General features: G+C 46.1%; 21 protein-coding genes and 2 pseudogenes. All 23 read right to left on the reverse strand.

Annotation, left to right across the window (positions count from 1 at the left end; genetic code table 11):
* Nucleotides 1-149, reverse strand: a pseudogene (locus J9889_RS14295) (ISL3 family transposase); the annotation flags it as partial.
* Between the two features lie 203 nt (nucleotides 150-352).
* Nucleotides 353-568 (reverse strand): annotated as a pseudogene (locus J9889_RS14300) (ISL3 family transposase); the annotation flags it as partial.
* 168 nt (nucleotides 569-736) lie between these two features.
* Nucleotides 737-2821 carry a YjbH domain-containing protein gene (locus tag J9889_RS14305; protein ID WP_210557099.1) on the reverse strand — a complete coding sequence of 695 codons (2085 nt, stop codon included), beginning with the start codon at nucleotides 2819-2821 and terminating at the stop codon, nucleotides 737-739.
* Nucleotides 2818-3573, reverse strand: a complete 756-nt coding sequence (locus J9889_RS14310; RefSeq protein WP_328705709.1) for a capsule biosynthesis GfcC family protein — start codon at nucleotides 3571-3573, stop codon at nucleotides 2818-2820. The genes J9889_RS14305 and J9889_RS14310 overlap by 4 nt, the downstream gene beginning before the upstream one ends.
* Nucleotides 3570-4280 (reverse strand): YjbF family lipoprotein, encoded by a 711-nt coding sequence (locus J9889_RS14315; protein WP_210557102.1) that lies wholly within the window; start codon nucleotides 4278-4280, stop codon nucleotides 3570-3572. Before J9889_RS14315 ends, J9889_RS14310 begins: the two co-directional genes overlap by 4 nt.
* A gap of 31 nt (nucleotides 4281-4311) precedes the next feature.
* The gene (locus tag J9889_RS14320) at nucleotides 4312-4539 is read right to left on the reverse strand and encodes a hypothetical protein (RefSeq protein WP_113979177.1); all 228 of its coding nucleotides are present in this window, start codon (nucleotides 4537-4539) and stop codon (nucleotides 4312-4314) included.
* Between the two features lie 154 nt (nucleotides 4540-4693).
* A complete protein-coding gene (locus tag J9889_RS14325) occupies nucleotides 4694-6871 on the reverse strand; it encodes a polysaccharide biosynthesis tyrosine autokinase (RefSeq protein WP_210557109.1) in 2178 nt (725 codons plus the stop codon).
* 55 nt (nucleotides 6872-6926) lie between these two features.
* On the reverse strand, nucleotides 6927-7355 hold the full coding sequence (locus tag J9889_RS14330; RefSeq protein WP_043156573.1) for a protein-tyrosine-phosphatase: 429 nt from the start codon (nucleotides 7353-7355) through the stop codon (nucleotides 6927-6929).
* A 63-nt stretch (nucleotides 7356-7418) separates the two neighbouring features.
* Nucleotides 7419-8534, reverse strand: coding sequence for a polysaccharide export protein (locus tag J9889_RS14335; protein ID WP_103859176.1), 1116 nt, complete (start codon nucleotides 8532-8534; stop codon nucleotides 7419-7421).
* A gap of 323 nt (nucleotides 8535-8857) precedes the next feature.
* Nucleotides 8858-10024 (reverse strand): nucleotide sugar dehydrogenase, encoded by a 1167-nt coding sequence (locus J9889_RS14340; RefSeq protein WP_103859177.1) that lies wholly within the window; start codon nucleotides 10022-10024, stop codon nucleotides 8858-8860.
* 12 nt (nucleotides 10025-10036) lie between these two features.
* On the reverse strand, nucleotides 10037-11050 hold the full coding sequence (locus tag J9889_RS14345; protein WP_210557112.1) for an NAD-dependent epimerase: 1014 nt from the start codon (nucleotides 11048-11050) through the stop codon (nucleotides 10037-10039).
* Between the two features lies 1 nt (nucleotide 11051).
* On the reverse strand, nucleotides 11052-12173 hold the full coding sequence (locus J9889_RS14350) for a glycosyltransferase family 4 protein (protein WP_210557114.1): 1122 nt from the start codon (nucleotides 12171-12173) through the stop codon (nucleotides 11052-11054).
* 14 nt (nucleotides 12174-12187) lie between these two features.
* Nucleotides 12188-13048, reverse strand: a complete 861-nt coding sequence (locus J9889_RS14355; RefSeq protein WP_210557116.1) for an ATP-grasp fold amidoligase family protein — start codon at nucleotides 13046-13048, stop codon at nucleotides 12188-12190.
* Nucleotides 13049-13175: 127 nt separating this feature from the next.
* Nucleotides 13176-14279 carry a glycosyltransferase gene (locus tag J9889_RS14360; RefSeq protein ID WP_246878098.1) on the reverse strand — a complete coding sequence of 368 codons (1104 nt, stop codon included), beginning with the start codon at nucleotides 14277-14279 and terminating at the stop codon, nucleotides 13176-13178.
* Nucleotides 14280-15314: an EpsG family protein gene (locus tag J9889_RS14365; protein WP_210557118.1), complete on the reverse strand. Its 1035-nt coding sequence runs from the start codon at nucleotides 15312-15314 to the stop codon at nucleotides 14280-14282. It abuts the gene before it with no gap.
* Nucleotides 15315-15456: 142 nt separating this feature from the next.
* Nucleotides 15457-16542: a glycosyltransferase family 4 protein gene (locus J9889_RS14370; protein WP_210557120.1), complete on the reverse strand. Its 1086-nt coding sequence runs from the start codon at nucleotides 16540-16542 to the stop codon at nucleotides 15457-15459.
* A complete protein-coding gene (locus tag J9889_RS14375; protein ID WP_210557122.1) occupies nucleotides 16539-17516 on the reverse strand; it encodes a glycosyltransferase family 2 protein in 978 nt (325 codons plus the stop codon). The genes J9889_RS14370 and J9889_RS14375 overlap by 4 nt, the downstream gene beginning before the upstream one ends.
* A gap of 7 nt (nucleotides 17517-17523) precedes the next feature.
* Nucleotides 17524-17934, reverse strand: a complete 411-nt coding sequence (locus J9889_RS14380; protein ID WP_210557124.1) for a DapH/DapD/GlmU-related protein — start codon at nucleotides 17932-17934, stop codon at nucleotides 17524-17526.
* A 142-nt stretch (nucleotides 17935-18076) separates the two neighbouring features.
* A complete protein-coding gene (locus J9889_RS14385; RefSeq protein ID WP_210557126.1) occupies nucleotides 18077-19327 on the reverse strand; it encodes an O-antigen translocase in 1251 nt (416 codons plus the stop codon).
* Complete coding sequence (locus J9889_RS14390) at nucleotides 19324-20427, reverse strand: DegT/DnrJ/EryC1/StrS family aminotransferase (RefSeq protein WP_210557128.1); 1104 nt, start codon at nucleotides 20425-20427, stop codon at nucleotides 19324-19326. The genes J9889_RS14385 and J9889_RS14390 overlap by 4 nt, the downstream gene beginning before the upstream one ends.
* Nucleotide 20428: 1 nt before the next feature.
* The gene (locus tag J9889_RS14395; RefSeq protein ID WP_201942218.1) at nucleotides 20429-20890 is read right to left on the reverse strand and encodes an acyltransferase; all 462 of its coding nucleotides are present in this window, start codon (nucleotides 20888-20890) and stop codon (nucleotides 20429-20431) included.
* A complete protein-coding gene (locus J9889_RS14400) occupies nucleotides 20868-21287 on the reverse strand; it encodes an FdtA/QdtA family cupin domain-containing protein (RefSeq protein ID WP_069785287.1) in 420 nt (139 codons plus the stop codon). Before J9889_RS14400 ends, J9889_RS14395 begins: the two co-directional genes overlap by 23 nt.
* A gap of 10 nt (nucleotides 21288-21297) precedes the next feature.
* Entirely contained in the window at nucleotides 21298-21843 is a 546-nt protein-coding gene (rfbC, locus tag J9889_RS14405; protein WP_082189316.1) for a dTDP-4-dehydrorhamnose 3,5-epimerase, read from the reverse strand.
* Nucleotides 21844-21847 lie beyond the last annotated feature (4 nt).

Raw genomic sequence — 21847 nt, forward strand, 5'->3', positions numbered from 1 at the left:
TGGCGGATGGGGAGGTACTGAACGAGCGCTTCAATCCAGCACTGCATGCGCCGGGTGAGGCGGGAGCCAGAGGGGAGCCAGTCGATATGTTCACTGACGCGACCACAGCGCAGACAGTCGACGCGGCGAACAGGCAGTTGTAACCACAATGCTGTTCACTTAAGAGAATTTGAGTTCCAGTCCACGTAGTATCAGGACAAAAAAGCGAGGGAGGCATGATGCCTCCCTCTTTCTATTGCAAGCCCCGCTGGATAAAGGCTGGAGGAAGATCGACTGGACACAGCCTTGCCCCCTCAACTCAAATCCAATTTATGAATAATCAGTCAAAAAAGTGCTTATCTGAACAGCATTGCAGTTGTAACCAGACTTGTCGGTCAAATAGGTCTCGCTCACGCACCCGGCGGATACGTTGGTCGTGGATCAATGGCGTGGGTTGCAGGCATCGGCGACAACGGGGCAAGAAGTCGGCGCGAGGCTCAAGGGTAAACAGGGTGTGATGGTTGGCAGAAAGCGCTTGGGCGATGACGGTATAACCTGGCCAGAAGGAGGCAATATCAATATGATGCACGGCGACAGCAGGGTGATGGTGGTGGTGTGTTTGGAGACAGCCAGTTTACCAGCACCCTGTCTGTCAACTTCCACTTCCCCAAGATCCCGCGAAGAACCTAAAAAAAGCCGTGACAGCGAAAACACTATCACGGCTCATTAGACTAACGAATCAATACCGAGAAGAGCCTTACAGCGGCAGGCGTTCGGTCATGTCATACAAGGTATGGCTACGGCTGAGCATCTGCCCCCCATCTCTTGTCAGAGGAACCCATCCAATTGTTCCCTTGGATGTTGTGGGACGAATCAACATCAAGTCAAAGGGAATCGTGATGTAGATACCTTTGGTAAAACTGCCTTCCCCATACTCTTCGGCCGACACATCCGTCAAGGTTGCGTATGCTCCCATCACAATCCCGGAGTCAAAGCGCTTGGAGAAATCAAACGTGGCCCCCAGGTCACCAGCCAGATAACGCCCGACAGCTACCTTGGCAGTGACATTGTCCATGAAAGGCAACTGCCAATAGCCAGTCAAGTGACCCGTAGCAACGTCGTAATCAGCCATCTTCAGGGTGTTGTTCCAATCACGCTGCTTGACCCAGTTGGTATCCAGACCCAGAGCCCATGACTGACCGAAAGGACGATAAAGCACCTCTCCCCCGACACCGGCGTACATCATTTCCAGATAGCCGCCGTATGCCTGGCCGTACCACTCCTGACCAAGTTGCTCCATATGTGTTAACTGGAGGTTGTTCAGCAGAATATTGGAAGAGTCGACATACTCTCTCACCCAAGTGCGTACTCTCGGTAACGCATCCGTGTCGGCAGGTGGTGTTTTGTAATTAAATTTGTCGTAATTGTTCGCAATATTGAAGAACAACGTACCCTGTAACCAATCCTTATCGGAAAGACGCAGCTCACTGTTGGCATTAATGCCTATCTGATACATATAAAATGATTCAGGACCACCAAAAGATTGCGTCAGGGCCGGGTCAAATGAATAAGAGAACCACTCTGGTTCAGATTGGTAACGGAGCGTTCCCTGAACAGGAGCAGGTACTTTTTGATGCTCTTCTACCACTGCCTCCTGCCCAAGAACTTGGGGCTGGTTCGCCTTTCGCACAGAGTCGAGATCAATCACCGTCTCTTGCAACTGGAAATCTCGCTGGCGCTCAATGACTCTCAACTCTTCGACAGTGTCAGGCAGATGATTAATCGCAACCAGAGCAGTACGATCGATCGCTTCTTGCTGGTCCCTATATTTGTGCTGTTGACCCAGCAAGGTTACAGTGGACTGGTCACTATAAAGTGATGCTGTATTCCAACCAGCATTGCTTTCAAACTGTCCTGCCATGACAGGCCAATCAACGTGTGACGAGTCTATCGGGGCCTTTTCAGCGGTATACACAGGGCGAGGCTCATCTAAATGATTCTGACGTAAATCATTAAAGTTGGTCCGAAGAGTAACACCCCACATCAGAGTATTTCCCCTCTGATAACTAAGATGAGTGTCCATGTAATCAAAAAGACGATAAACAGCACCTATATTGATAGGAGATGAATGATCAATCTTCCCGGCAAATTCATTGCTGTAATCATTGCCATCATATTCCAGCTTCAGGCGAAGTGGCTGCCAAGGTGTCTGGTATTCAACCCCCCCAAACAAGGCAGCATTACCGTGGAACATATTTTTTGTTTCAAATTTGCCACCACCGCTGGAATAACCATTATCTCGTGAACACCAATCATTTTTCCACTCGCAAAAAGGATTGGTAATGTTCCCGCTCTCCCCCATATTTCCCCAGCCCATACCAAGGGTGAAATCAAACGGGCCAACACGCTTGCTGCCGACAATGTACTCACTGTCAAACAGCCCCGTCCCCATCAGGTCACGAAAACCCAGAGAGAGATTCGGGATCCAGGTAGACTCTTCCAGCAACCTGACTTTGACATCCATGCCCTTGTCTTTGTAAGTCTGGTCACCACTGAATCCGGAGTTTGCACTATAAAGGCGAGTTCTTACGTCGGTATAACGCAAAGTGGCTTCAAGCCAGTCGAACGGCTGCACTGACATAGACCAGCGACGGTACTGATCATCATCAACATAATTGGCACTGAATTCACCCGTCTTGGCCATTCTGGCGGTTGGCATTTGCAGCAAGCCAACGCCGCCGAAGTCACTTTGTGATGGACCCAACGGCTCAAAAATGTCGGCATCAGCGTGTGTTGCAAAGGATACCAGCAGGGCAATCAGTGAGAGTCTTGGATAGGTCATTTGGGCATCCGATTCGCTAACAACGTCAACATGCGTGTATTCAAGTCTGTATATTGCTCAGGCAGCACACTCGGAGCAAAACCGACAAACAGAGTGGCACCTGGCATGGCTTCGACATGGCGTTCATTCCAGATGGCAACGGGGATCCACTCAGATTTGCCACTGGGGGAAATCAGATACGCGCCGGTGTCATCACTTCCGGACAAGCGATCCAGCTTTTTCCAGTACTCTCTCAGCCCTGCCGCAGGCAAAACCGGGGCCTCACCAGGGTGAGCAATCAAGCCAGCCAGATAGATTTGCGAACGGCGAGGGGCAAGATACAGCTGATAATCCCCCTGCAATACGGGGTTGGCACCTGAGGGCGCCAGGCTGATATCCGGATCCACAGGCAATTCGAAACGCCCTGTCAAATGCAACTGCTGTAACTGTTGATTCAACTGTAAAGCGGCATGGGCGAGCTCAGCTTCATCATGCTGCTGCCAGTACGTTGCCAGCAATCTGAGATCCTTCAGCACGGCTTGCTGTTGATACTCAATGTCTTTTTGGCGCGCAGGAGTAGAAATATGAGCGACAGGCCAATAATTATCGTACTGAGAGACTGCCGAGTTTAACAACGCGTCACTCAACAGCATGGACTGGGGATGAGTCATTGTTGCTGTCGGTTGACCTTGCCACCAAACAGACACGGACACTTCTGCCATAACGGGGGCAGCCCCCAAGGTTGCGAGCAATAAGCTATATATTATTTTCATGATGAATAGGGCTTAAGGAATGTCATTTCGATCATTGGCAAGGAAGGGCCTAATTGCTGCTGGAATTTACGAACTTGACCTGTCTGCTCATCGATCCAGAAATGATTCAGCCATCGCTCTTCATTCGGGGCGGTAACGACATGCTCTTCTACAATCGTCGTTTTATAGGGGCGGTCCATAATATTCAGAACCTCATTCCCCATCTGCGTGTAATGCATACTCAAGGGATAGCCACTGGTGTATTTTTTCGACCACTCAGCGACGCTATACCACACCATCGAGGGTGTCTTGTCTAACCGGGAAGTCTTCAGCGGATCCTTATCCAGACTCCCCAGATAGCGCAAATCATTTGGCAAACCCACTGTTTTAATCAAGCGCCCATGCTGGGTCACAAACATCACACCATCGGCGCTCATCCATGACATGCGCGGACCATTGACATATGCCAGTACAACCAACGCCTGGGGGAGATCGCCCACCTTGATATAGGCACTCGCATAGGGTAGCGCTCTCAGCTCGGATGAGGTCAGTACAATATCATCAGGCTTGTTGAACACATAACCCAGAGTCTCGATCGTCTGATGGGTCGAGTTGCTGCAGCCAGCCAATACGAACGTGGCTGACCATACCAATAATCGGGAGGGGAAATAAGATAAATACTGTGCCACGCGCAATACACCATCCATGAGGGATAAGAAGAAAAACAAGGCTGCTCAAACAGAGCAGCCTTGTTGAATATTATCGGGTTGAGGTGGTGGTATTGGTATTGTTGTTACGGTTGTTGGATTCAGATACCGCAATCACAGTAACCAGTGCAGCAGCAGCCCCAATTGCAATGGTAGTACCAGCCACACCCGCAGCAGCACCGCTCGCCCCCGCACCTGCAGCACCGCCAGTTTCTTCGGCAGCCATGGCATTAGCAGAAACAGCCAGCAGGGCGGCCAAAACAAACGCAGTCTTCTTCATGTTATCTTCCTTTTTGTTGACACAGCTAAAACATAATACTGAGAAGGTTAACGCTCTCAGTCTTATCTAGTATTACTCAAAGGAGGCATCAATTGAACCTTCAATTTTGCCTCCCTGAATATTACTAATCCCTTATCTATCATCTGCGGCCGGATCAGGCTTTGGTTTTATCACCATAGCTATATTGATAATATCCGTAATTACCGTAATAACTGCTGGCTTTCTTTTCTACCGCGTTGAGCAGAATACCCTTGATAGCCACACCATTTTGCTCGAAGCGACGAATCGCCACTTCCACCTCTTTCACTGCCGTCTTGGCAAAACGAGCCACCAACAAGGATGCGCCGACATGCTGACCGACGATGGCCGCATCGGTGACCGCCAGGATCGGCGGGGAGTCGACGATGACAAAGTCGTAATGTTCGGCGGCCCAATCCAGCAGCGCTTTGAAGCGAGGATGCATCAGCAATTCTGAGGGGTTAGGTGGCACTGCGCCACGACAAACAAAATCGAGCCCGTCAAAGCCAGTCTTGCTGATCACCTGCATCATCTCGCTTTGACCCGCCAGATAGGCGCTCAAGCCAGCCCCCATCTCTTGCCCCATGACTTTTTGCATATAGCCCTTGCGCAAGTCCGCATCGATGACCAGTACCTTCTTGCCCCCCATGGCCAAGATGGCAGCAAAGTTGGTCGATACGAAGGTTTTACCGAGATCAGGGCCAGGACCCGAGATCATGACGATGTTGTTTTTGGCCTCCATCATGGCGAAATGCAGGCTGGTACGCAGACTGCGCAGCGACTCCATCGCCAGGTCGGCCGGATTACGGGCGGCCAGCAAGGCTTCATTGAGAGCCATCGCTTTTCGACCTTTCTTCTTCTGCTGCTGCTCTATCTTGGCCTGATCTTCGGAATAGGGAATCGTGGCGTAGACGGACAGCCCCATCTCTTCCAACTGTTCGGGGCTCTCGACACCCCGGTGGAATGCAGCGCGCACCAGGATAAGGCCCACTGACAGCATGCCTCCAAGCAGCGTCGCCAGCACCACGATCAGCGGCTTCTTCGGCTTGACTGCCCGGGTTTCGACTGCGGCATCATCGATGATACGCACATTACCGATGGTCCCCGCCTTCATGATATTGAGCTCTTGCTGCTTGTTGAGCAGCTGGACGAAGATCTCCTGACCTACTTGCACATCACGGGTCAATCGCAAGATGTCCTGCTGGGTTTTCGGCAAGCGCTTGATCGACTTGTTGATGTTGTTCTTGGTGTTGATCAGAGTCTGGCGCTTCTCCATCAAGGCGATATAGGCCGGATGCTGACGGGTATAGAGCTGTTGCAGCTCGGCTTCACGGAAGGTCAACTCATTGAGCTGTTTTTCAATCCCGACCATGGTATCCAGTGCGGCTTTCGCTTCGAGCGACAGATCAACCGACTCGTTCTGTTGACGATACGTATTGAGCAGTTCTTCCGAACGGTTCAAGTCATCTTTGACCTGGGGAAGATGGGTCTGCAGGAAATCCAGGCTCTTCTGGGCTTCTTCAGTCTTGCGCAGCACGTTCTGCTGGAGATAGTTCTGGCTGATGTTATCGAGCACAGCGCGAATGTGCCCCTTGTCTTCCCCTTCCAGCGCCAGAGAAATGATCCCGGTATTCTTGCCCTTCTCGCTGACCTGAAGATCCCGCTGCAGCTCGCCAATCACATCCAGCAACGGCTGCTTGACCAGGGTAAATTCCTGGCCATCTTGTGCGGCAACGTCTGCTACGAGCAGGGTCACATCCTCTTTTTCGAGTAGCTTGCCCACCTGTCCTTCGAGCACCCGACCTTCCACCGTCAGGGTAAAACGGTTTTCTCCGGTCAAGGTCAAGGTGAAGGGAGTACCAATCAGCTCGGGTGCCACCTCAAAACGACTAATCGCCATCTTGGGATAGGGCTGGCCCATCAGGCGAGACACACCACGGCCAACCAGCGGGAAGAAATCGGGGGTCACCACGGTATCAAGATGGAGCTCTTGCACTGTGCGGCCAAGCACCATGCGCGAGGTCAAGAGTTCTATCTCGGCGGCGGCATCAGCCTGTTCGCCACCCAGCACATCGGCCATGTCACCGAGAAGAGCGGTGCCGCTGGCCTTTTTTTCCACTTGCAGCAGGGCATTGGCCTTGAAGACAGGTGTTGCCAACAAGGCGTAAGCAACACCCATCACCATAAAGAAGCCGGTGATACTCACAATCCACCAACGGCCATCGATCAGGTAGCCCAGCAGGCGTCCCAGATCGATCTCATCGTTCTCCACCGCGGCACTGTTTTGCCGGGACGAAACAGAAGAAGTCGTCATTACACAGAGTCCATTTTTATTGTCAGATAAACCCGAACACAGACACAGGCTGTGGTTACAGTTTTTTCACCCAGCCATCGGCGCCACGCACCAGCAACTGATAAACGTGCTCGTAGGCTTCCCGGCTGAGGCGATAGGGATCTGGCACCTCGCACTCCCCCAGCCAGTGGCCAAAGAGCATGGTCTTGCCGCGGGCGCCAGGATCAATGGCGGTCACGGCGGAAATATGCCCTTTCTCCATGACAAGGATGAGATCGGCCTCCTGACACAACGCGCGGTTAAGCTGACGCGCAACATGCCCTTCCAGCGAGACCCCATGTTGCTGGGCTACTTCGCTAGCGACCTGATCGGCAGGCTTGTCGACCAGGGCGCTCACTCCGGCAGAACGGATATCACGGCCGGGCAAACGCTCCCGCAGCAGACGCTCACCCGTCGGGGAACGACATATATTGCCCACACACACGACGAGAATTTTCTCAAACATATTACTGTCACTCTTTCATCTTCAACACGATGCCAAGGGCCCCGAGTCAATATCCATTGAGCGTTACCAGTTGCGAACCCGCAACATACCTTCCGTCAACTCGTTAAAGCCATTGATGGAGGGAACCAACTGACTCAACACGCGGTTCCAGCGCGTCACAGGTGCGGTTGTCACATACACAACGTCATAGGGTTGCAACGCAAACTCCGTCCCCATCACCAGCGCAGTGGCGTCACTCAAATCAAGTTGATAGATGGCGGCTTTCTGCTGTGACTTGCCTGCCGGGCGCAATACGAAAATCCCTGTGGCATTGGCAGCATTCTGGTTCAAGCCCTCGGCACTGCTCAGGGCTTCCGTCAGGCTCATTCCCTCACGACCAATGGTCAAGGTTGAAGCCTTGTTGACTTCCCCCATGACAAACACTTTCTGGGCATCATTGCGCGGCACATAGAGCATGTCGCCATCGCGCATCAGCTGGTTGTGAGAGAGGTCGCCATACTGCAAAAGATCCTGCAGCGACAGCGGGTATTCCTTGCCCTGGCGAGTCAGAACCACATGATGCCAATCTGCCGTCGGGCTCAAGCCCCCGGCCAGATTGAAGGCATCGAGCAGCGTCATCGGCACATTGGTGATGGGCTGCGCGCCAGGTTTGGCTACTTCGCCGGAGATGTAGACCTTCTGGGAGCGGAAAGCGGCAATGCTGACATCGACCTGTGGGCTTTCAATAAACTGAGCCAACCGCTTGGCAATATCCACACGGATTTCAGATACCGTTTTTCCCACCACGGCGACCTTGCCGATATAGGGGTAGAAGATGGAGCCATCTGCGTGTACCCAGTTACCCGCCTCGCTCGCGCTGCGGTAGGAGCCGGCAGGAATGGTCAACTCCGGGTGATCCCACACCGTCACATTGAGGATGTCGCCAACCCCGATACGGTACTCATAACTGCTGATCTGGCGATTGAGCTCAGGGTTGGCCTTGCCCACCACAGGCGCCTTGCGCAACTCGCTGACCAGTGCTGGCGTCACCGGGTAGACATCGGCCAGTTGATCAACATCAACCGTTCCGGTAGCCACCTCGGTCTTGCCGCTGGTTGAAAGATTGGTACCGGGCACCACAGTACATGCACTGAGCAGAGCCACGGCCGACAACAGAGGGATGAGCTGAATCCTTTTCACTTCCACACCTTATTTAGCTTGCCATCAAAAACTGACTGGAAAAAATCGCCGTATGATAGCGGAGTTCAGGGAAAATCATGAGGAATATTTACCAAGAAAAACGGATAGATCGTCTGAAGACACAAGGCATCAAGCACGAAGTAACCACATGCATAACATGCCCATCAACAACCCCCAACCCAATCGCTTCCTATATCGGGCGATGACCCTGCCAGGTTCAGTGGCAGGGTGCCATGATGAAAACATGATGGACGATCCGATATGAGCGACCTTGATAAACGCGCCATGACAGACTGCCCGCAAAGGGCAGCCTGTGTCAGGGATTAATCACTACCAAACAGATCGCGGGTATATACCTTGTCCATGACATCACTCAGCTCATCGACCATGCGGTTTGCCAGAATCACATCGCAGCTTGCTTTAAATTCGGCAAGATCAGTCATTACCCGGGAATGGAAGAATTCGGATTCTGTCAGACTAGGTTCATAGACCACCAGTTCAATGCCTTTGGCCTTGATCCGTTTCATGACCCCTTGAATGGCAGAGGCACGGAAATTGTCCGACCCCGCTTTCATCACCAGTCGATAAACACCGACACGGGATGGATTTTTACGGATCACCGAATCGGCAATGAAATCCTTGCGTGTGGTATTGGAGTCCACAATGGCACGGATCAGGTTATTGGGAACATTGTTGTAGTTCGCCAACAACTGCTTGGTGTCTTTTGGCAGGCAATAGCCACCATAACCAAAGGAGGGGTTGTTGTAATGGCTGCCAATACGTGGGTCGAGGCCGATGCCATCAATCACCTGCCGACTGTCCAGCCCGTGCAGTTGGGCATAGGTATCGAGCTCGTTGAAAAATGCCACTCGCATCGCAAGGTAGGTATTGGCAAACAGCTTGATCGCCTCTGCTTCTGTGCTGTCAGTGAAAAGCACCGGCACATCTTGCTTGATGGCGCCTTCCAGCAGCAGGTTGGCAAATACCTGAGCCCGCTCTGAACGCTCCCCCACTACGATGCGCGAAGGATGCAGGTTGTCATAAAGTGCGCGCCCTTCACGCAAAAATTCTGGTGAGAAAATCAGATTGGCACATCCCAACTCCTCCCGCAGCCGAGCAGTAAAGCCCACCGGAATCGTCGATTTGATCACCATGACTGCATCAGGATTGATGGCCATCACATCCTTGACCACGGACTCCACGGTACTGGTGTTGAAATAATTGGTCTCTGGATCATAATCGGTCGGCGTGGCAATGATGACAAAGGCAGCGCCCTGATAAGCCGCCTCTTTATCCAGCGTGGCACGCAGATTCAAATCTCGGCTGGCCAGATAGCTTTCTATCTCTTTATCCACGATGGGAGAGCGGCCCTGATTGATCATCTCGACCTTGCTGGCAATCACATCAACGGCCACCACCTCATGGTGCTGTGCCAGCAATACCGCATTGGACAAACCGACATAACCCGTACCACAAATCGCAATTTTCACAACAAACCTCGCTTACCGCTGCGCGTTATAATAGTTTTTATACCATTCGACAAAGGCCTGAACCCCTTTCTCAACAGACATGACAGGACGATACCCTGTTGCTTCGAAGAAATCTTCGGTGTCAGCCCAAGTGGCATACACATCACCAGCCTGCATAGGCAACATATTTTTGATGGCTTCAATGCCCAACGCCTTTTCCAGGGCATCGATAAAGTCCATCAATTTGACCGGGCTGCCATTACCGATATTGAAGATACGATAAGGGGCACTGCTGTCTGCGGGTGAACCTTGCTCGGATTGCCAGTCAGGATTGGCAACCGGTACCACATCGGCAATGCGCAAGATACCCTCAACAATATCGTCGATATAGGTAAAGTCACGGCTCAGCTGGCCATTGTTATAAACATCGATAGGCTTCCCAGCCAGCATGGCCTTGGTGAACTTGAACAGCGCCATGTCAGGGCGACCCCATGGTCCATAGACGGTGAAAAAGCGCAGACCTGTGGTTGGAATGCCGTACAGATGGGAATAGGTGTGCGCCATCATCTCATTGGCCTTTTTAGAGGCTGCATAGAGTGAGACCGGGTGATCGACGGCATCTTGGGTGGCAAACGGCATTTTTCCGTTCATGCCATACACAGAACTGGAAGAGGCATAGACCAGATGCTTGACACCGTTGTGACGGCACCCTTCCAGAATGGCCAAATGCCCTGCCAGGTTGCTGTCGGCATAGGCAAAGGGATTTTCCAGGGAATAGCGCACGCCGGCCTGCGCAGCCAGATGAATAACCCGTTCAAATTGCTCCTTGGCAAACAACTCGGCCATTCCTGTCCGATCGGCCAGATCAAGTTTGCGAAAATCAAAATTGGCTTCACCCGCCAGCCGGGCGAGACGGTTCTCTTTTAACGAGACTTCGTAATAATCATTCAGGTTATCGATGCCAATAACGGTATGACCCTGTTGGCAGAGCCGCTGACTGATGGCACTACCAATAAATCCTGCTGCACCTGTGACTAAATACTTCATATTACGACTCCAATAACACATGTTGATACCGCGCAAGGACTAAAGCTTCACTAAAATTATTTACCATATAATTACGACTAGCGAGCCCCATTTCATGACGTTCTCTCATGTCAAGTTCAACTATTTTTTTCATCGCATCAAACAGTGCAACACTGCTACGTGGTGAAATCAAATATCCATTCACCCCATCAATGACAGTTTCACGACAACCAACAGAATCGGTAGTAATCAGTGGCAAACCACAGCTACCAGCTTCCAACAATGAGCGCGGTACACCTTCACGATAATAGCTTGGCAAGATAAAGCAATCGGCATTATGCAAAACGGCCACTACATTATCTGTGGTACCTAAATACTCGATAGTTCCATTGCGACAGGCTTCATCAAGTTCAACTTTAGGCAGTTCTGCTGCAGTGCCACCATGTTTTCCCAGTACTTGAAAGGTACAGTGCGGGTAAATGGCTTTTAGTTGGCTAGCGGCGCTAATGTATTCCCGAATGCCTTTTTCAAGTAAAAGTCTGGCAGAGAACAAAAACACAAAAGACGGCGAAGCAGAATCTCTTGCATCCCGTGGTATTGTTTGTTTACAAGTAAAGCGGTTGATATCAACACCAGAACCAGGCAGGACACTATAATGAATATTATTTAACAAGCCTGATTCTAAAAAAAGAGTAAGATCATCTTTATTTTGAAAAAATACATGCTGGCTTTGACTTAAACCGATCCGATAAAGCAATTGCATTACGCTTTGCAGTAAACCAGAACGGGAAAAAGTGCGACCAAGGCCTGCAATATTGTTGATGACTTTGCAACCGATAAGCCCAGCAATAAAACCACCATAAATATTCGGTTTGGCAGTGAAACCAAAATAATAGTCGGGTTTAATTTTGTTTAGCAGTTTCCAGTACGCCAGCAATGTGGCGATATCTTGAAAAGGAGCGATAGAGCTGGATGCCATATCAATCTCATGAACAATAAAGCCCATATCTCGCAGCTTGTCGCTATATAGATCTTTGGGGGCGATGATTTCAACTTGATGACTTTTTTCAAAAAAACGGGCAAGCTCAAGCCGGAAATTAAATATACTCCAACAGGTGTTAGAAGAAATAACAATTTTAGACATGATTTTCTCTTGAGCTATTTCCATAACTGACCTAACTTGATATCATTTTCTTTTGTGTTTAACTTATCCCACCCACTGGCCGGGCAAAATGTCATTTCACCAAAATAAATCTTTCCTTCTACATTAAACAAATCAACTCGAACATATTCAAAACCCTCAGACAGTTTATCGACCAAGACTATCATTTCACGAAAGTTATCTGGGAGTTTTATTTTTTCAGGGCCATAATTATAACCAGCAAACTGAATTTCCGACTTTGTGCCATTGATATCATATAAAGTTTTAGTGCATCTTGCTGTATTGTACTCTGAATTAATCTGTAAAAGATAAAATGAATCACCATTATTACTAAAGCGATGAAACTTATAATCCAGCAACGGTGTTCCATCTGCGTTTGAGAGCAATTGTTCGACTAAGATAGAGGGTTTCTCTATATCATAAAAGAGTTCATCTACCTTTGATCCAAGTTTGATACCAAGATAGTCATTAAATCGACTGACAACCTTATCTATCACGAGTTCTTTTTTTTCATCAACTACTAAAACATTATTACCGCCGCCGCCATGGCTCGATTTCAATACAAATTGATTTGGCAAGCTTTTAAAGTCATCAATTGAAATACTGTCTTTACATAAAAAAAGAGGAACGAGATACATTTCACCAATACGCTCTCTTACGATATCTCTTACTGTGAACTTATCAACGAACTTTGAAAAAATTACAGGATCAACACAAAATTTTCTATGAATTATTTTTTCTGAGAATGTCAGCGGTTCACTTATATTTAATAAGTACCTATGAGTAATAAAAAAACGGATATAGGTATAAAGCTTTGAACCAAGAATAAACCTTAAAAAATCTCTTATTAAGTACATGAAAACTCCTTGAAATAGATAAAGGGATAAATAAAATAGAAAAACATGAAGTTTAAGATAAAAATTAAAGAATCATTATCTCACTTAATTTAATTTTAATTTAATTAAGGAAATTCACCTGGTGTATTTAGCACATATTAGACGAATCACGATAAAATTCGATCCAGTTTTCGGCTTGGGCTTTTAGCGAATATCGTTCAACAATGCGCCGTCGAGCTGAGTAACCTTGGGCCTGTGCTTGCTCGGCAGTCAAAGATAAAGCCACACTCAACGCATTAGCTAATGCAATGCTGTTGACGGGAGGGATCAAGATGCCACACTGGCCAACTACCTCCTTAACACCACCGCAGTCAGTTGCAACCACGATACGTTCACAAGCCATCGCTTCTGCAACCACTAACCCGAAACCTTCCCATGCAGATGACAGCACAAACACATCAGCAGCACTCATCCATTCGTTAACATTACGCTGCAAGCCTAAGAAACGAACACGATCACTCAACCCCAACTTGGCCACCATAGTGGTCAATGTGGGCAAATCCTCACCAGTGCCGATGATAGCCAAATTTGCTGGATTACCTACTTCAACCAATTGCTGAAATGCGTTAAATAAGTTGGGGTAGTCTTTTTGTTGAGTTAAACGGCCAACCGCCAACAGCAGCGGAGTTTTTTCATCGATATTTAATTCATCCCGTAATCTAGCCCGACTACTAGCATTAAATACGAACTGCTCTGTATTAATACCGTTATACATAGGATACATACGGCCAGGCTTTACAGCACCCCACGCGACAAATGCATCAACCGCCTCTTGACTAACATTAGTACTGATATCACACAAATGATCTGTCAAACGATAAGCTAACATTCGCACTCGCCCACCTTCTGTAGTGCAATGAGCAGTGCAAATTAATTTTGGAATTGACATGGTGAAACGCAGCAAGCGGGCAAACAGATTGGCGTGCACCATATGGCTATGCACCACATCTGGCTTAAATTGCTTGATTAACTGCCGCGCTTTCCAATAGGCTTTAATAAACCCCAAGGGAGTTTTAGCCATATTAAGCTCTTCGATTTTAATATTGACCGATTGCGGACGGTTAACCGTGTCGCCGGTCATGGAGATTAACAAAACCGAGTGCCCTTTATTGGCAAATTGATCGGCCAAGTCACAAACTTGCCGCTCCGCCCCACCCATGCCAAGGCCGGTAATGATGAGTAATATTTTCATTTAATTCCAGTACCAATGTAGTAAGTAACTATCAAACATGTAAGAAGGGACATAACCACTGAACATATGCCAAGTAATGAGAGCAATCATATTGGCAAGGAACAAGGTAAGAGGTCCATAACGATTTAATTTTTTTACCTGCCAACCACCCAACTGATAAAATTGATAATAAACCAACAAGGCACCGAGCAAGATAAAGTAATAGGAGAAACGATCAGCTATCGTGCTTGACAGTTTGCTGACTACGACAACAAATGGAAAGCTTAAGATAACCAATAGCATTAAACGTTTAATAACAACGTCTGATTTGAACTTTTTAAAATTTAGAAAAACAAAAAATGCACAGGGTAACAAAAATAGTGCACGTAAATAGAGCCCAGCGTTATCCATTTCAGTATCCAGATACTGGCTATACACATCCAACATCTGATAAACCAATAACGGTACGATAGCCGTAATAGCCAAAAAAATGTAACGTAACTTGCCACCGATAAATATTAATGGGAAAAAAGACCATGCAGAAGTATGAAAAAAACCTGCAAATAACGTTAATAATAAAAACCTACGACGCCGTTTTTTTATCAAAAAACCGAACGCCATCAGCATGACGCTTAATGCAATTGCTTGCCGGGTTAAATTCATACCCGACATAACAAAATGATAAGCTGATACTAATGCAAAAAAATAATATGGATTCAGCTTAAGCCGACTGATACCATAAACAGAGAATAAAATGAAAAGTAATGTTGACAACAAAATGGTTGTCACAATACCTTTGTCAACATAATGAGCCAGCAAATTAATGGTTTTATAGCCCAACTCAGGGGTATCAAATAAGACCGTACTATTTACATGTCGATTATAAACTTCAATGTAATTAAACCAGTCAACACCAACTTGATATCTAAAGCCAAACACAACCATGAAACTTAACACAAAAAGTATATTAAGTATTTTTTTAACACGGTCAGATGATTGTTGATAGGCAATACCGTAGAGCAAGCAATATAAAATAGTTATATAGTAAATACTCATAAATGAGTGTCTCTAAAATGATAGATCAACAATAAAATCAAGCTTAAAAAATTTAAAAGAAATACTTCTTGACTAACAAAAAAACAATGAAGCTAATTTATAACAAAGTTTTTTAAATAAAAGTGATTGCCTTTATCTATAGTTATCTGTTTTCAAACAATTCACACCAACGAGCGGCTATAATGGGCAAGGTAAATTTTTCTACGTTCTTCACAGCTGAAGAGCATAATTGAGTAAGGTCATTAGCATCAATTGTATATTGTAACGCTACATTAATACTACTAGACAAAGATTCAATGCAACCAGGTTTACATAACCACCCCGTTTCACCATGTTTAATTATTTCAGCCGGCCCGGTATCACAGTCAAAAGAAACAATCGGCAAACCATAAGCTTGCGCTTCAATTAGTACCAACGGCAATCCTTCAAAGCGCGAGCTCATCACAAAAAATGCAGCCTGTTGATAATGAGCGGCGATATTGTTGGTTTTTGGTACCAGCTCCGTGCTTGCCTCAATATTTAATTTGCGGCGCAGTTGTTCGAGCATGGTTCTATCTTCACCATCACCCACGATGCGCAAACGCCAATCGGGGTGTAACGGGGCAACCTGCGCCCAGGCTTGCAGCAATAGATCAAAGCCCTTCTGATAAGTTAGGCGACCCACAGCTAAAAATAGTTTTTCTTTTTCTGGATTAATGTTGGTAGGGAGTGCAATAGTGACCGGATTAGGAATAGCGGTAATATGTGCCTTGCAGGTGGTATTGGCAAGCCAGAGCTGTTTATCTCGCTCGGTTAAGGTAATCACATCATCAGCAAACCGTGCAGCCAATTTACGGGCTAACCGGCGGCTAGCTTTACCTAAATCGACGTTGTAGTTGAAATGTTCCCAACAAATATGGCGTATATTCAAACCCAATACAGCTGGTAAGGCGTACAGTGCTAGCATTGACTCTACATCAATTAAAATATCGATGTGATGTTGCTGTAAATAACGCCGTAACTTGCCAATGGCCAAAGGCAAACGCAGCATACCACGCCCCGCCGTAGTAAACAGCTGGCTTATGTGAATACCATCAGCCAATTCAAAAAAAGGCTGATTGCCACACTGTAAGCTCAGCATATGGACTTGATAGCCACGGTGCTGTAATTCACTAGCAATTACCGACGAAACACGTTCAGTACCACCAGAATTGTTCAAATCACCAATAAAAAAACAGATACGTTTCATGCTTTATTTAAAACCTTGTGTAACTGTGCCGATAAAAACTCAGGCTTAATAGCAAGCACCATTAACATTGATAATTTAGAAAGAAATGTTACTTTATTTTCAAATAAAGCAGCTACTCGAATGGCTAATTTTGGCCAAAGCCGCTTACGTAACTTAAGTAGTTGTTGATTAGCATTCAATGTAGGGATAACTAACATCTCTTCTACCGCAATAATTTCATTAATAAAACTTAGATTAATCAAACGAGTTTTAGAATTACTAACACTATCCGCGATTCGGTATAACACAGTGATTGTGCTCATAAACTTAAGCTGATAACCCGCTTGGCAAAAATTAAACCACAGCGGATGGTCTTCCATCATGGGGAAGCGTTCATCTGCAAAACCAACACTAACTAATTTTGCACGATTGATAAATGCTGAAGGCGCGCCACTGATACCTTGTCGTTGCAGATACTCAAATTGCTTTAATGCTGACAACTTAAAAAATTTTTGTGCACGGACTGTCGGTAATGTAGCTAAATTTTGTTTGAGACCACACTCAGTCACCTTGAAAGATTGCATCTTTGAAAACAATACTGTAATACTTTCACTTTTGTGCTCTGTGACATATTGAATGTTATCAGTCAAACAGTTAGGCATTAAAATATCATCCCCGGCAATGGTTTTTATCCACTCGGAAGTTGCAGCTTTCCATGCAACGTTGCAATTCATGGAGATGCCGCCATTTATTTTATTGGCAAAAAACTTCACGCTATGAAACTGAACTTGGTACTGATTCAACCAACCATTAATAACCTGTACCGTATTATCCTTTGAACCATCGTCGGAGATGATCAGTTCGATATTATCCGGGCCATAGCTTTGATTAACAATGCTGTCGAGAGTTTCCAGCACTGTGGCAGCGGAGTGGTAAGTTATAACAGCGACTGTAACTATCTGTTTTTCAGGCATTGATGCTGTATTTGTATTCATACATATCTCATTTTAAGTCAAAAAAAGCCAACTCTAACCCTGCTTTCACAATCACATTGGCAGGTACATCTTGCGAAATAACGCTACCTGCGCCAATCACGCTGTTATCGCCAATGTTCACCCCCTGCAACACCGTAACATTCGCTCCGATAAACACATTACGACCAATACGCACTGGTTTACAGCTATAATCACTGCTTAGTCGCTTATCTGGATGTAGCGGATGAAAGTTGCTATCAAAGCAAATAAACCTCGGTCCAATCAGAGTATTATCACCAATGCTAATTGAACTTTTATCGGCAATAATTATGGTATTATTGTTGATATATACCCGCTTTCCAATATCGATTTTGGCACCGACCGCTTGAGCTTCTAGGTAACACTCACTATGATACAATTTTGGCGATGGATATGGCACCTAACATGCAATCATCACTTAATGTGATTAAACCTCCACCTTGCAAATTAAAGGAATGTATTACACGTATATTTCCGCCACAAAATACATTATTAAACCAACCAAACCGATACAAAAAACACTATTCTATATTTAATGGTGATTAACGGGCGAAATTCTTTACATTTAAGAAAGTAATTATAAAATATAGCGAGTAATTTACCAAATAGGCAACAGCCGCGCCTTTCAATCCCATCTTAGATACAAAAAAATACGTCAAGATAACAAGTGAAAGCGCAAATATAATTTCAGTTCCCATAAACCATTTGGTGGCACCCCGTGATAACATGGGATAGGCAAACAACCAGCTAGCAATTTTAATAACATCACCAGTTAACTGAATAGCAAACAGGTCACGGGCGCTACGGAACGCATCAGTAAATAACAATGAAATGGCAACATCACGTAATATATATACTCCCAAGGCCATTATGGCAACAATCGGGATAATTACGCGAGCTGTTTTATGAATTTCACTGACAATATCATCAACACTACTAAGCGATGCCAAGCGCGGCAAATAGTAAGTGCCGAGCGCCATGGTGATCACTCCTAAATAAACCTCTGAGATTTTATATACTGCTTGCCATTGGCCGGTGGCATCCCAACCCACTTGAGCTATTAATATATTACGCACCAAGATCAATGAAACCGGCACGGTTAAGGCGCTGGTGATTGCCATCAGCATATAACCGCAAATGTCTTTTCTAGCTTTGGGCTCTACTGCTCCCCACCAATAGCGCAGCTTAAACCAAGGCTGACGCAGGTTGGTAATTAACATTACTACGCCAATCAAGGCAGCCTGCATGGCTGCCGCTAATAATGCCCCTTCAATATTTTGCCAAGCAATCATGCCTAACATTAGGCCGCTCGAGGTCAGCGCCGAAAGCATACCCAGGCCTACATAACGGCGATATAACTGCTGGCCATTGATCACCGAATTGCACAAAGTACCGATAGCGGTGAGTGGCAACACACTGATTGTCGCTATCACCACCCATGCCAAGGCTTTATCTTGAAACAACCAAGCAGCGACAGGTTCCGCTAATATTATGCCACTAGGAATTGCAATCGCCGAGATAATCAACACCCATTGCAAGGCCGCACGCCACCAAGGTGCGCAGGCTTCAAACCCTTGATTTTTATATTCGGCAGTAAAACGCACGACACCACTACCGGCAGGAGCATTAATAATACCGTTTAAACTGCCCACTATACTTTGTACTTGCCCTAGCATCGCCATACCGGTGGGGCCAGTATAAATGGCCACCACCTTGGCAATCACAAAGCCCATTGCCATTTTAAGCAGTGTCAATAAACCTGTCATGGCAGTGACTTTGAATAAGCGTTTCATGCATTAAACCCATTTACAGCTGCAATCACTTTAGCAACTGACTCATCACTCATCGTTGGGTCAAGTGGAAGAGACAGAACTTGCTGATGGATTTCCTCCGTAAATGGCAGAGATAAACTGTTCCACTGGCTATATGCCTGTTGTTTATGTGGTGCAACTGGATAGTGAATCAGTGTCTGAATACCCAGCTCAGTTAAATAAACTTGCAGTGCTTCACGCTTTTCACAGCGCACAACAAACAGGTGCCAAACATGCGCCAATTCATCGATAACATTAGGCAACGTGACCAGTGGATTCATGATCCCCGAGCGATAAGTTTGAGCAATATGTTGGCGACGAATGGTCTCAGCTTCCAGATACGGTAACTTTACACGCAACATTGCAGCTTGAATTTCATCCAGGCGACTATTTACCCCTTGGTAGAGGTTTTCATACTTCTTGTGTGATCCGTAATTACGCAGAGCTTTAATGGTTTGCGCTAATTCATCATGATTGGTCGTAATAGCACCACCATCTCCTAATGCCCCTAGATTTTTCCCGGGATAGAAGCTAAAACCAGCAGCATCGCCCCAGTTACCGGCTCGTTGGCCATTAATCTCGGCACCATGAGCCTGAGCACAATCTTCCAGCACCAATAAATTATACTCTTTGGCAATGGCCATAATTTCTGGCATTGGTGACAATTGACCATATAAATGGACAGGCAAAATCGCTTTTGTTTTAGACGTGATCGCTGCGGCAACAGTAGCAGGATCTAGGTTATAAGTAGCAGGATTCGGCTCAACCAAAACAGGAACCAAATCATTCTCAGTGATTGCCAACACAGAAGCGATATAAGTATTAGCTTGAACAATCACCTCGTCACCAGCCTGCAGTTTACCCAGTTCCTTCCATGCTCGTAGTGTAAGAATTAATGCATCTAAACCATTAGCAACCCCGACGGCATATTTTGTGCCACAATAAAAAGAGAACTCTTTTTCAAATTCTGAAAGTTCATTACCCATAATATACCAGCCAGAGTCAATGACACGAGCACATGCATCTTTAAGATCTTTCTGATATTTATTGTTTATAGCTTTTAAATCAAGAAAATTTATCATATCACGACTCTATATAGCGAATAATTTTAGCTGGATTTCCAACTACGATAGCATAATCAGGTACATCTTTGGTCACTACAGATCCAGCGCCGATCATGGCGTGTTTTCCGATAGTAATACCAGGTAGCAATGTTGTATTGGCACCGATCGAGGCATATTCATTGATGATTATTTTTAAAAATTCGTCAGGATAGACTTTTGAACGCGGCATCTTGTCATTAGTAAACGTAACATTTGGGCCGATGAAAACATTATTACTAATTCGTGTGCCATCCCAGATATAAACACCAGACTTTACTGTCACATTATTACCAATGGTGACATCACTTTCAATTAAAGTATGTGCACATATATTACAGTCACGACCTATCTGAGCATCTTTTAACACAACAGCAAACTGCCAGACGCGCGTACCTTCTCCTATGTTACTGGTTTGAACATCACTTAATGGATGGATGTACATTTTTATTAGCAACCTCAATAAACTGTGAATAATCTCTGATGTAATCAGACTCATCATAAAGTTGGTCGGCCAAAACCATGAGCACACAGTCTTCTGAAAAATCGTACATTTCTCGCCACATGAATGACTCAATGACTAAACCTTGAGCAGGGTTATCCAACATAACCTCAATTCTTTCCTGACCATCATCTAATAAAAACCGGCATGAACCACGTACAGCTATAGCAACTTGTTTAAGCGTTTTGTGAGCGTGAAAGCCTCGACGAACACCACCTTTAGTATTGAACATGTAATAGACACGTTTTACTTGGAAAGGTATGTTCTTACCTTCTTCAAGAGCTACTAGTGACCCTCGCTCATCCCCATGAGGTTGTAGTGGTAATATTTTAACATTCATAATTTCTTCTCTATTCAAAATGATTTGAGTCTACGAAATTGCTTGCTTGGCTATCTTTTTCTGAAAACTGACTTGGGCCTATTGGCCATGCTATAGCAATAGATTCATCATGCCACTTTATACTCGATTCAAAACCTGGTGCATAATAGTTAGTCGTTTTATACAAAAACTCTGCAGTGTCACTTAAAGTCACAAACCCATGGGCAAACCCTTCCGGGATCCACAACTGTCGCTTGTTTTCACCTGACAAGTGAACGCCAACCCACTGGCCAAAGGTCGGTGAACTTTTGCGGATATCGACCGCCACATCAAACACTTCACCTACTACACAACGCACCAGCTTGCCCTGGGCATGGGGAGGCAGTTGATAGTGCAAACCACGCAACACCCCTTTCGAGGATTTGGAATGATTATCCTGCACAAAGTTAACCGGATATCCTACCGCCTCTTCAAACAACTTGTGGTTGAAACTCTCAAAGAAAAAACCACGCTCATCACCAAATACTTTTGGCTCAAAAATAAGCACGTCAGGAATCGCTGTCTTGATTACATTCATCTGT

Source organism: Aeromonas sp. PrichA-15 (genome assembly GCF_017939245.1).
In the GTDB taxonomy this organism is placed as follows: Bacteria; Pseudomonadota; Gammaproteobacteria; order Enterobacterales; family Aeromonadaceae; genus Aeromonas; species Aeromonas caviae.

Excerpts from the sequence above, each read along its gene's own strand:
- J9889_RS14345 (WP_210557112.1), bottom strand. The coding sequence starts at position 11,050 with ATGAAGTATTTAGTCACAGGTGCAGCAGGATTTATTGGTAGTGCCATC.
- J9889_RS14365 (WP_210557118.1), bottom strand. The coding sequence starts at position 15,314 with ATGAGTATTTACTATATAACTATTTTATATTGCTTGCTCTACGGTATT.
- J9889_RS14320 (WP_113979177.1), bottom strand. The coding sequence starts at position 4,539 with ATGAAGAAGACTGCGTTTGTTTTGGCCGCCCTGCTGGCTGTTTCTGCT.
- J9889_RS14375 (WP_210557122.1), bottom strand. The coding sequence starts at position 17,516 with ATGAATACAAATACAGCATCAATGCCTGAAAAACAGATAGTTACAGTC.
- J9889_RS14395 (WP_201942218.1), bottom strand. The coding sequence starts at position 20,890 with ATGTACATCCATCCATTAAGTGATGTTCAAACCAGTAACATAGGAGAA.
- J9889_RS14325 (WP_210557109.1), bottom strand. The coding sequence starts at position 6,871 with ATGACGACTTCTTCTGTTTCGTCCCGGCAAAACAGTGCCGCGGTGGAG.
- rfbC (WP_082189316.1), bottom strand. The coding sequence starts at position 21,843 with ATGAATGTAATCAAGACAGCGATTCCTGACGTGCTTATTTTTGAGCCA.
- J9889_RS14390 (WP_210557128.1), bottom strand. The coding sequence starts at position 20,427 with ATGATAAATTTTCTTGATTTAAAAGCTATAAACAATAAATATCAGAAA.
- J9889_RS14385 (WP_210557126.1), bottom strand. The coding sequence starts at position 19,327 with ATGAAACGCTTATTCAAAGTCACTGCCATGACAGGTTTATTGACACTG.
- J9889_RS14370 (WP_210557120.1), bottom strand. The coding sequence starts at position 16,542 with ATGAAACGTATCTGTTTTTTTATTGGTGATTTGAACAATTCTGGTGGT.
- J9889_RS14400 (WP_069785287.1), bottom strand. The coding sequence starts at position 21,287 with ATGAATGTTAAAATATTACCACTACAACCTCATGGGGATGAGCGAGGG.
- J9889_RS14330 (WP_043156573.1), bottom strand. The coding sequence starts at position 7,355 with ATGTTTGAGAAAATTCTCGTCGTGTGTGTGGGCAATATATGTCGTTCC.
- J9889_RS14360 (WP_246878098.1), bottom strand. The coding sequence starts at position 14,279 with ATGAAAATATTACTCATCATTACCGGCCTTGGCATGGGTGGGGCGGAG.
- J9889_RS14305 (WP_210557099.1), bottom strand. The coding sequence starts at position 2,821 with ATGACCTATCCAAGACTCTCACTGATTGCCCTGCTGGTATCCTTTGCA.
- J9889_RS14355 (WP_210557116.1), bottom strand. The coding sequence starts at position 13,048 with ATGTACTTAATAAGAGATTTTTTAAGGTTTATTCTTGGTTCAAAGCTT.
- J9889_RS14350 (WP_210557114.1), bottom strand. The coding sequence starts at position 12,173 with ATGTCTAAAATTGTTATTTCTTCTAACACCTGTTGGAGTATATTTAAT.
- J9889_RS14310 (WP_328705709.1), bottom strand. The coding sequence starts at position 3,573 with ATGAAAATAATATATAGCTTATTGCTCGCAACCTTGGGGGCTGCCCCC.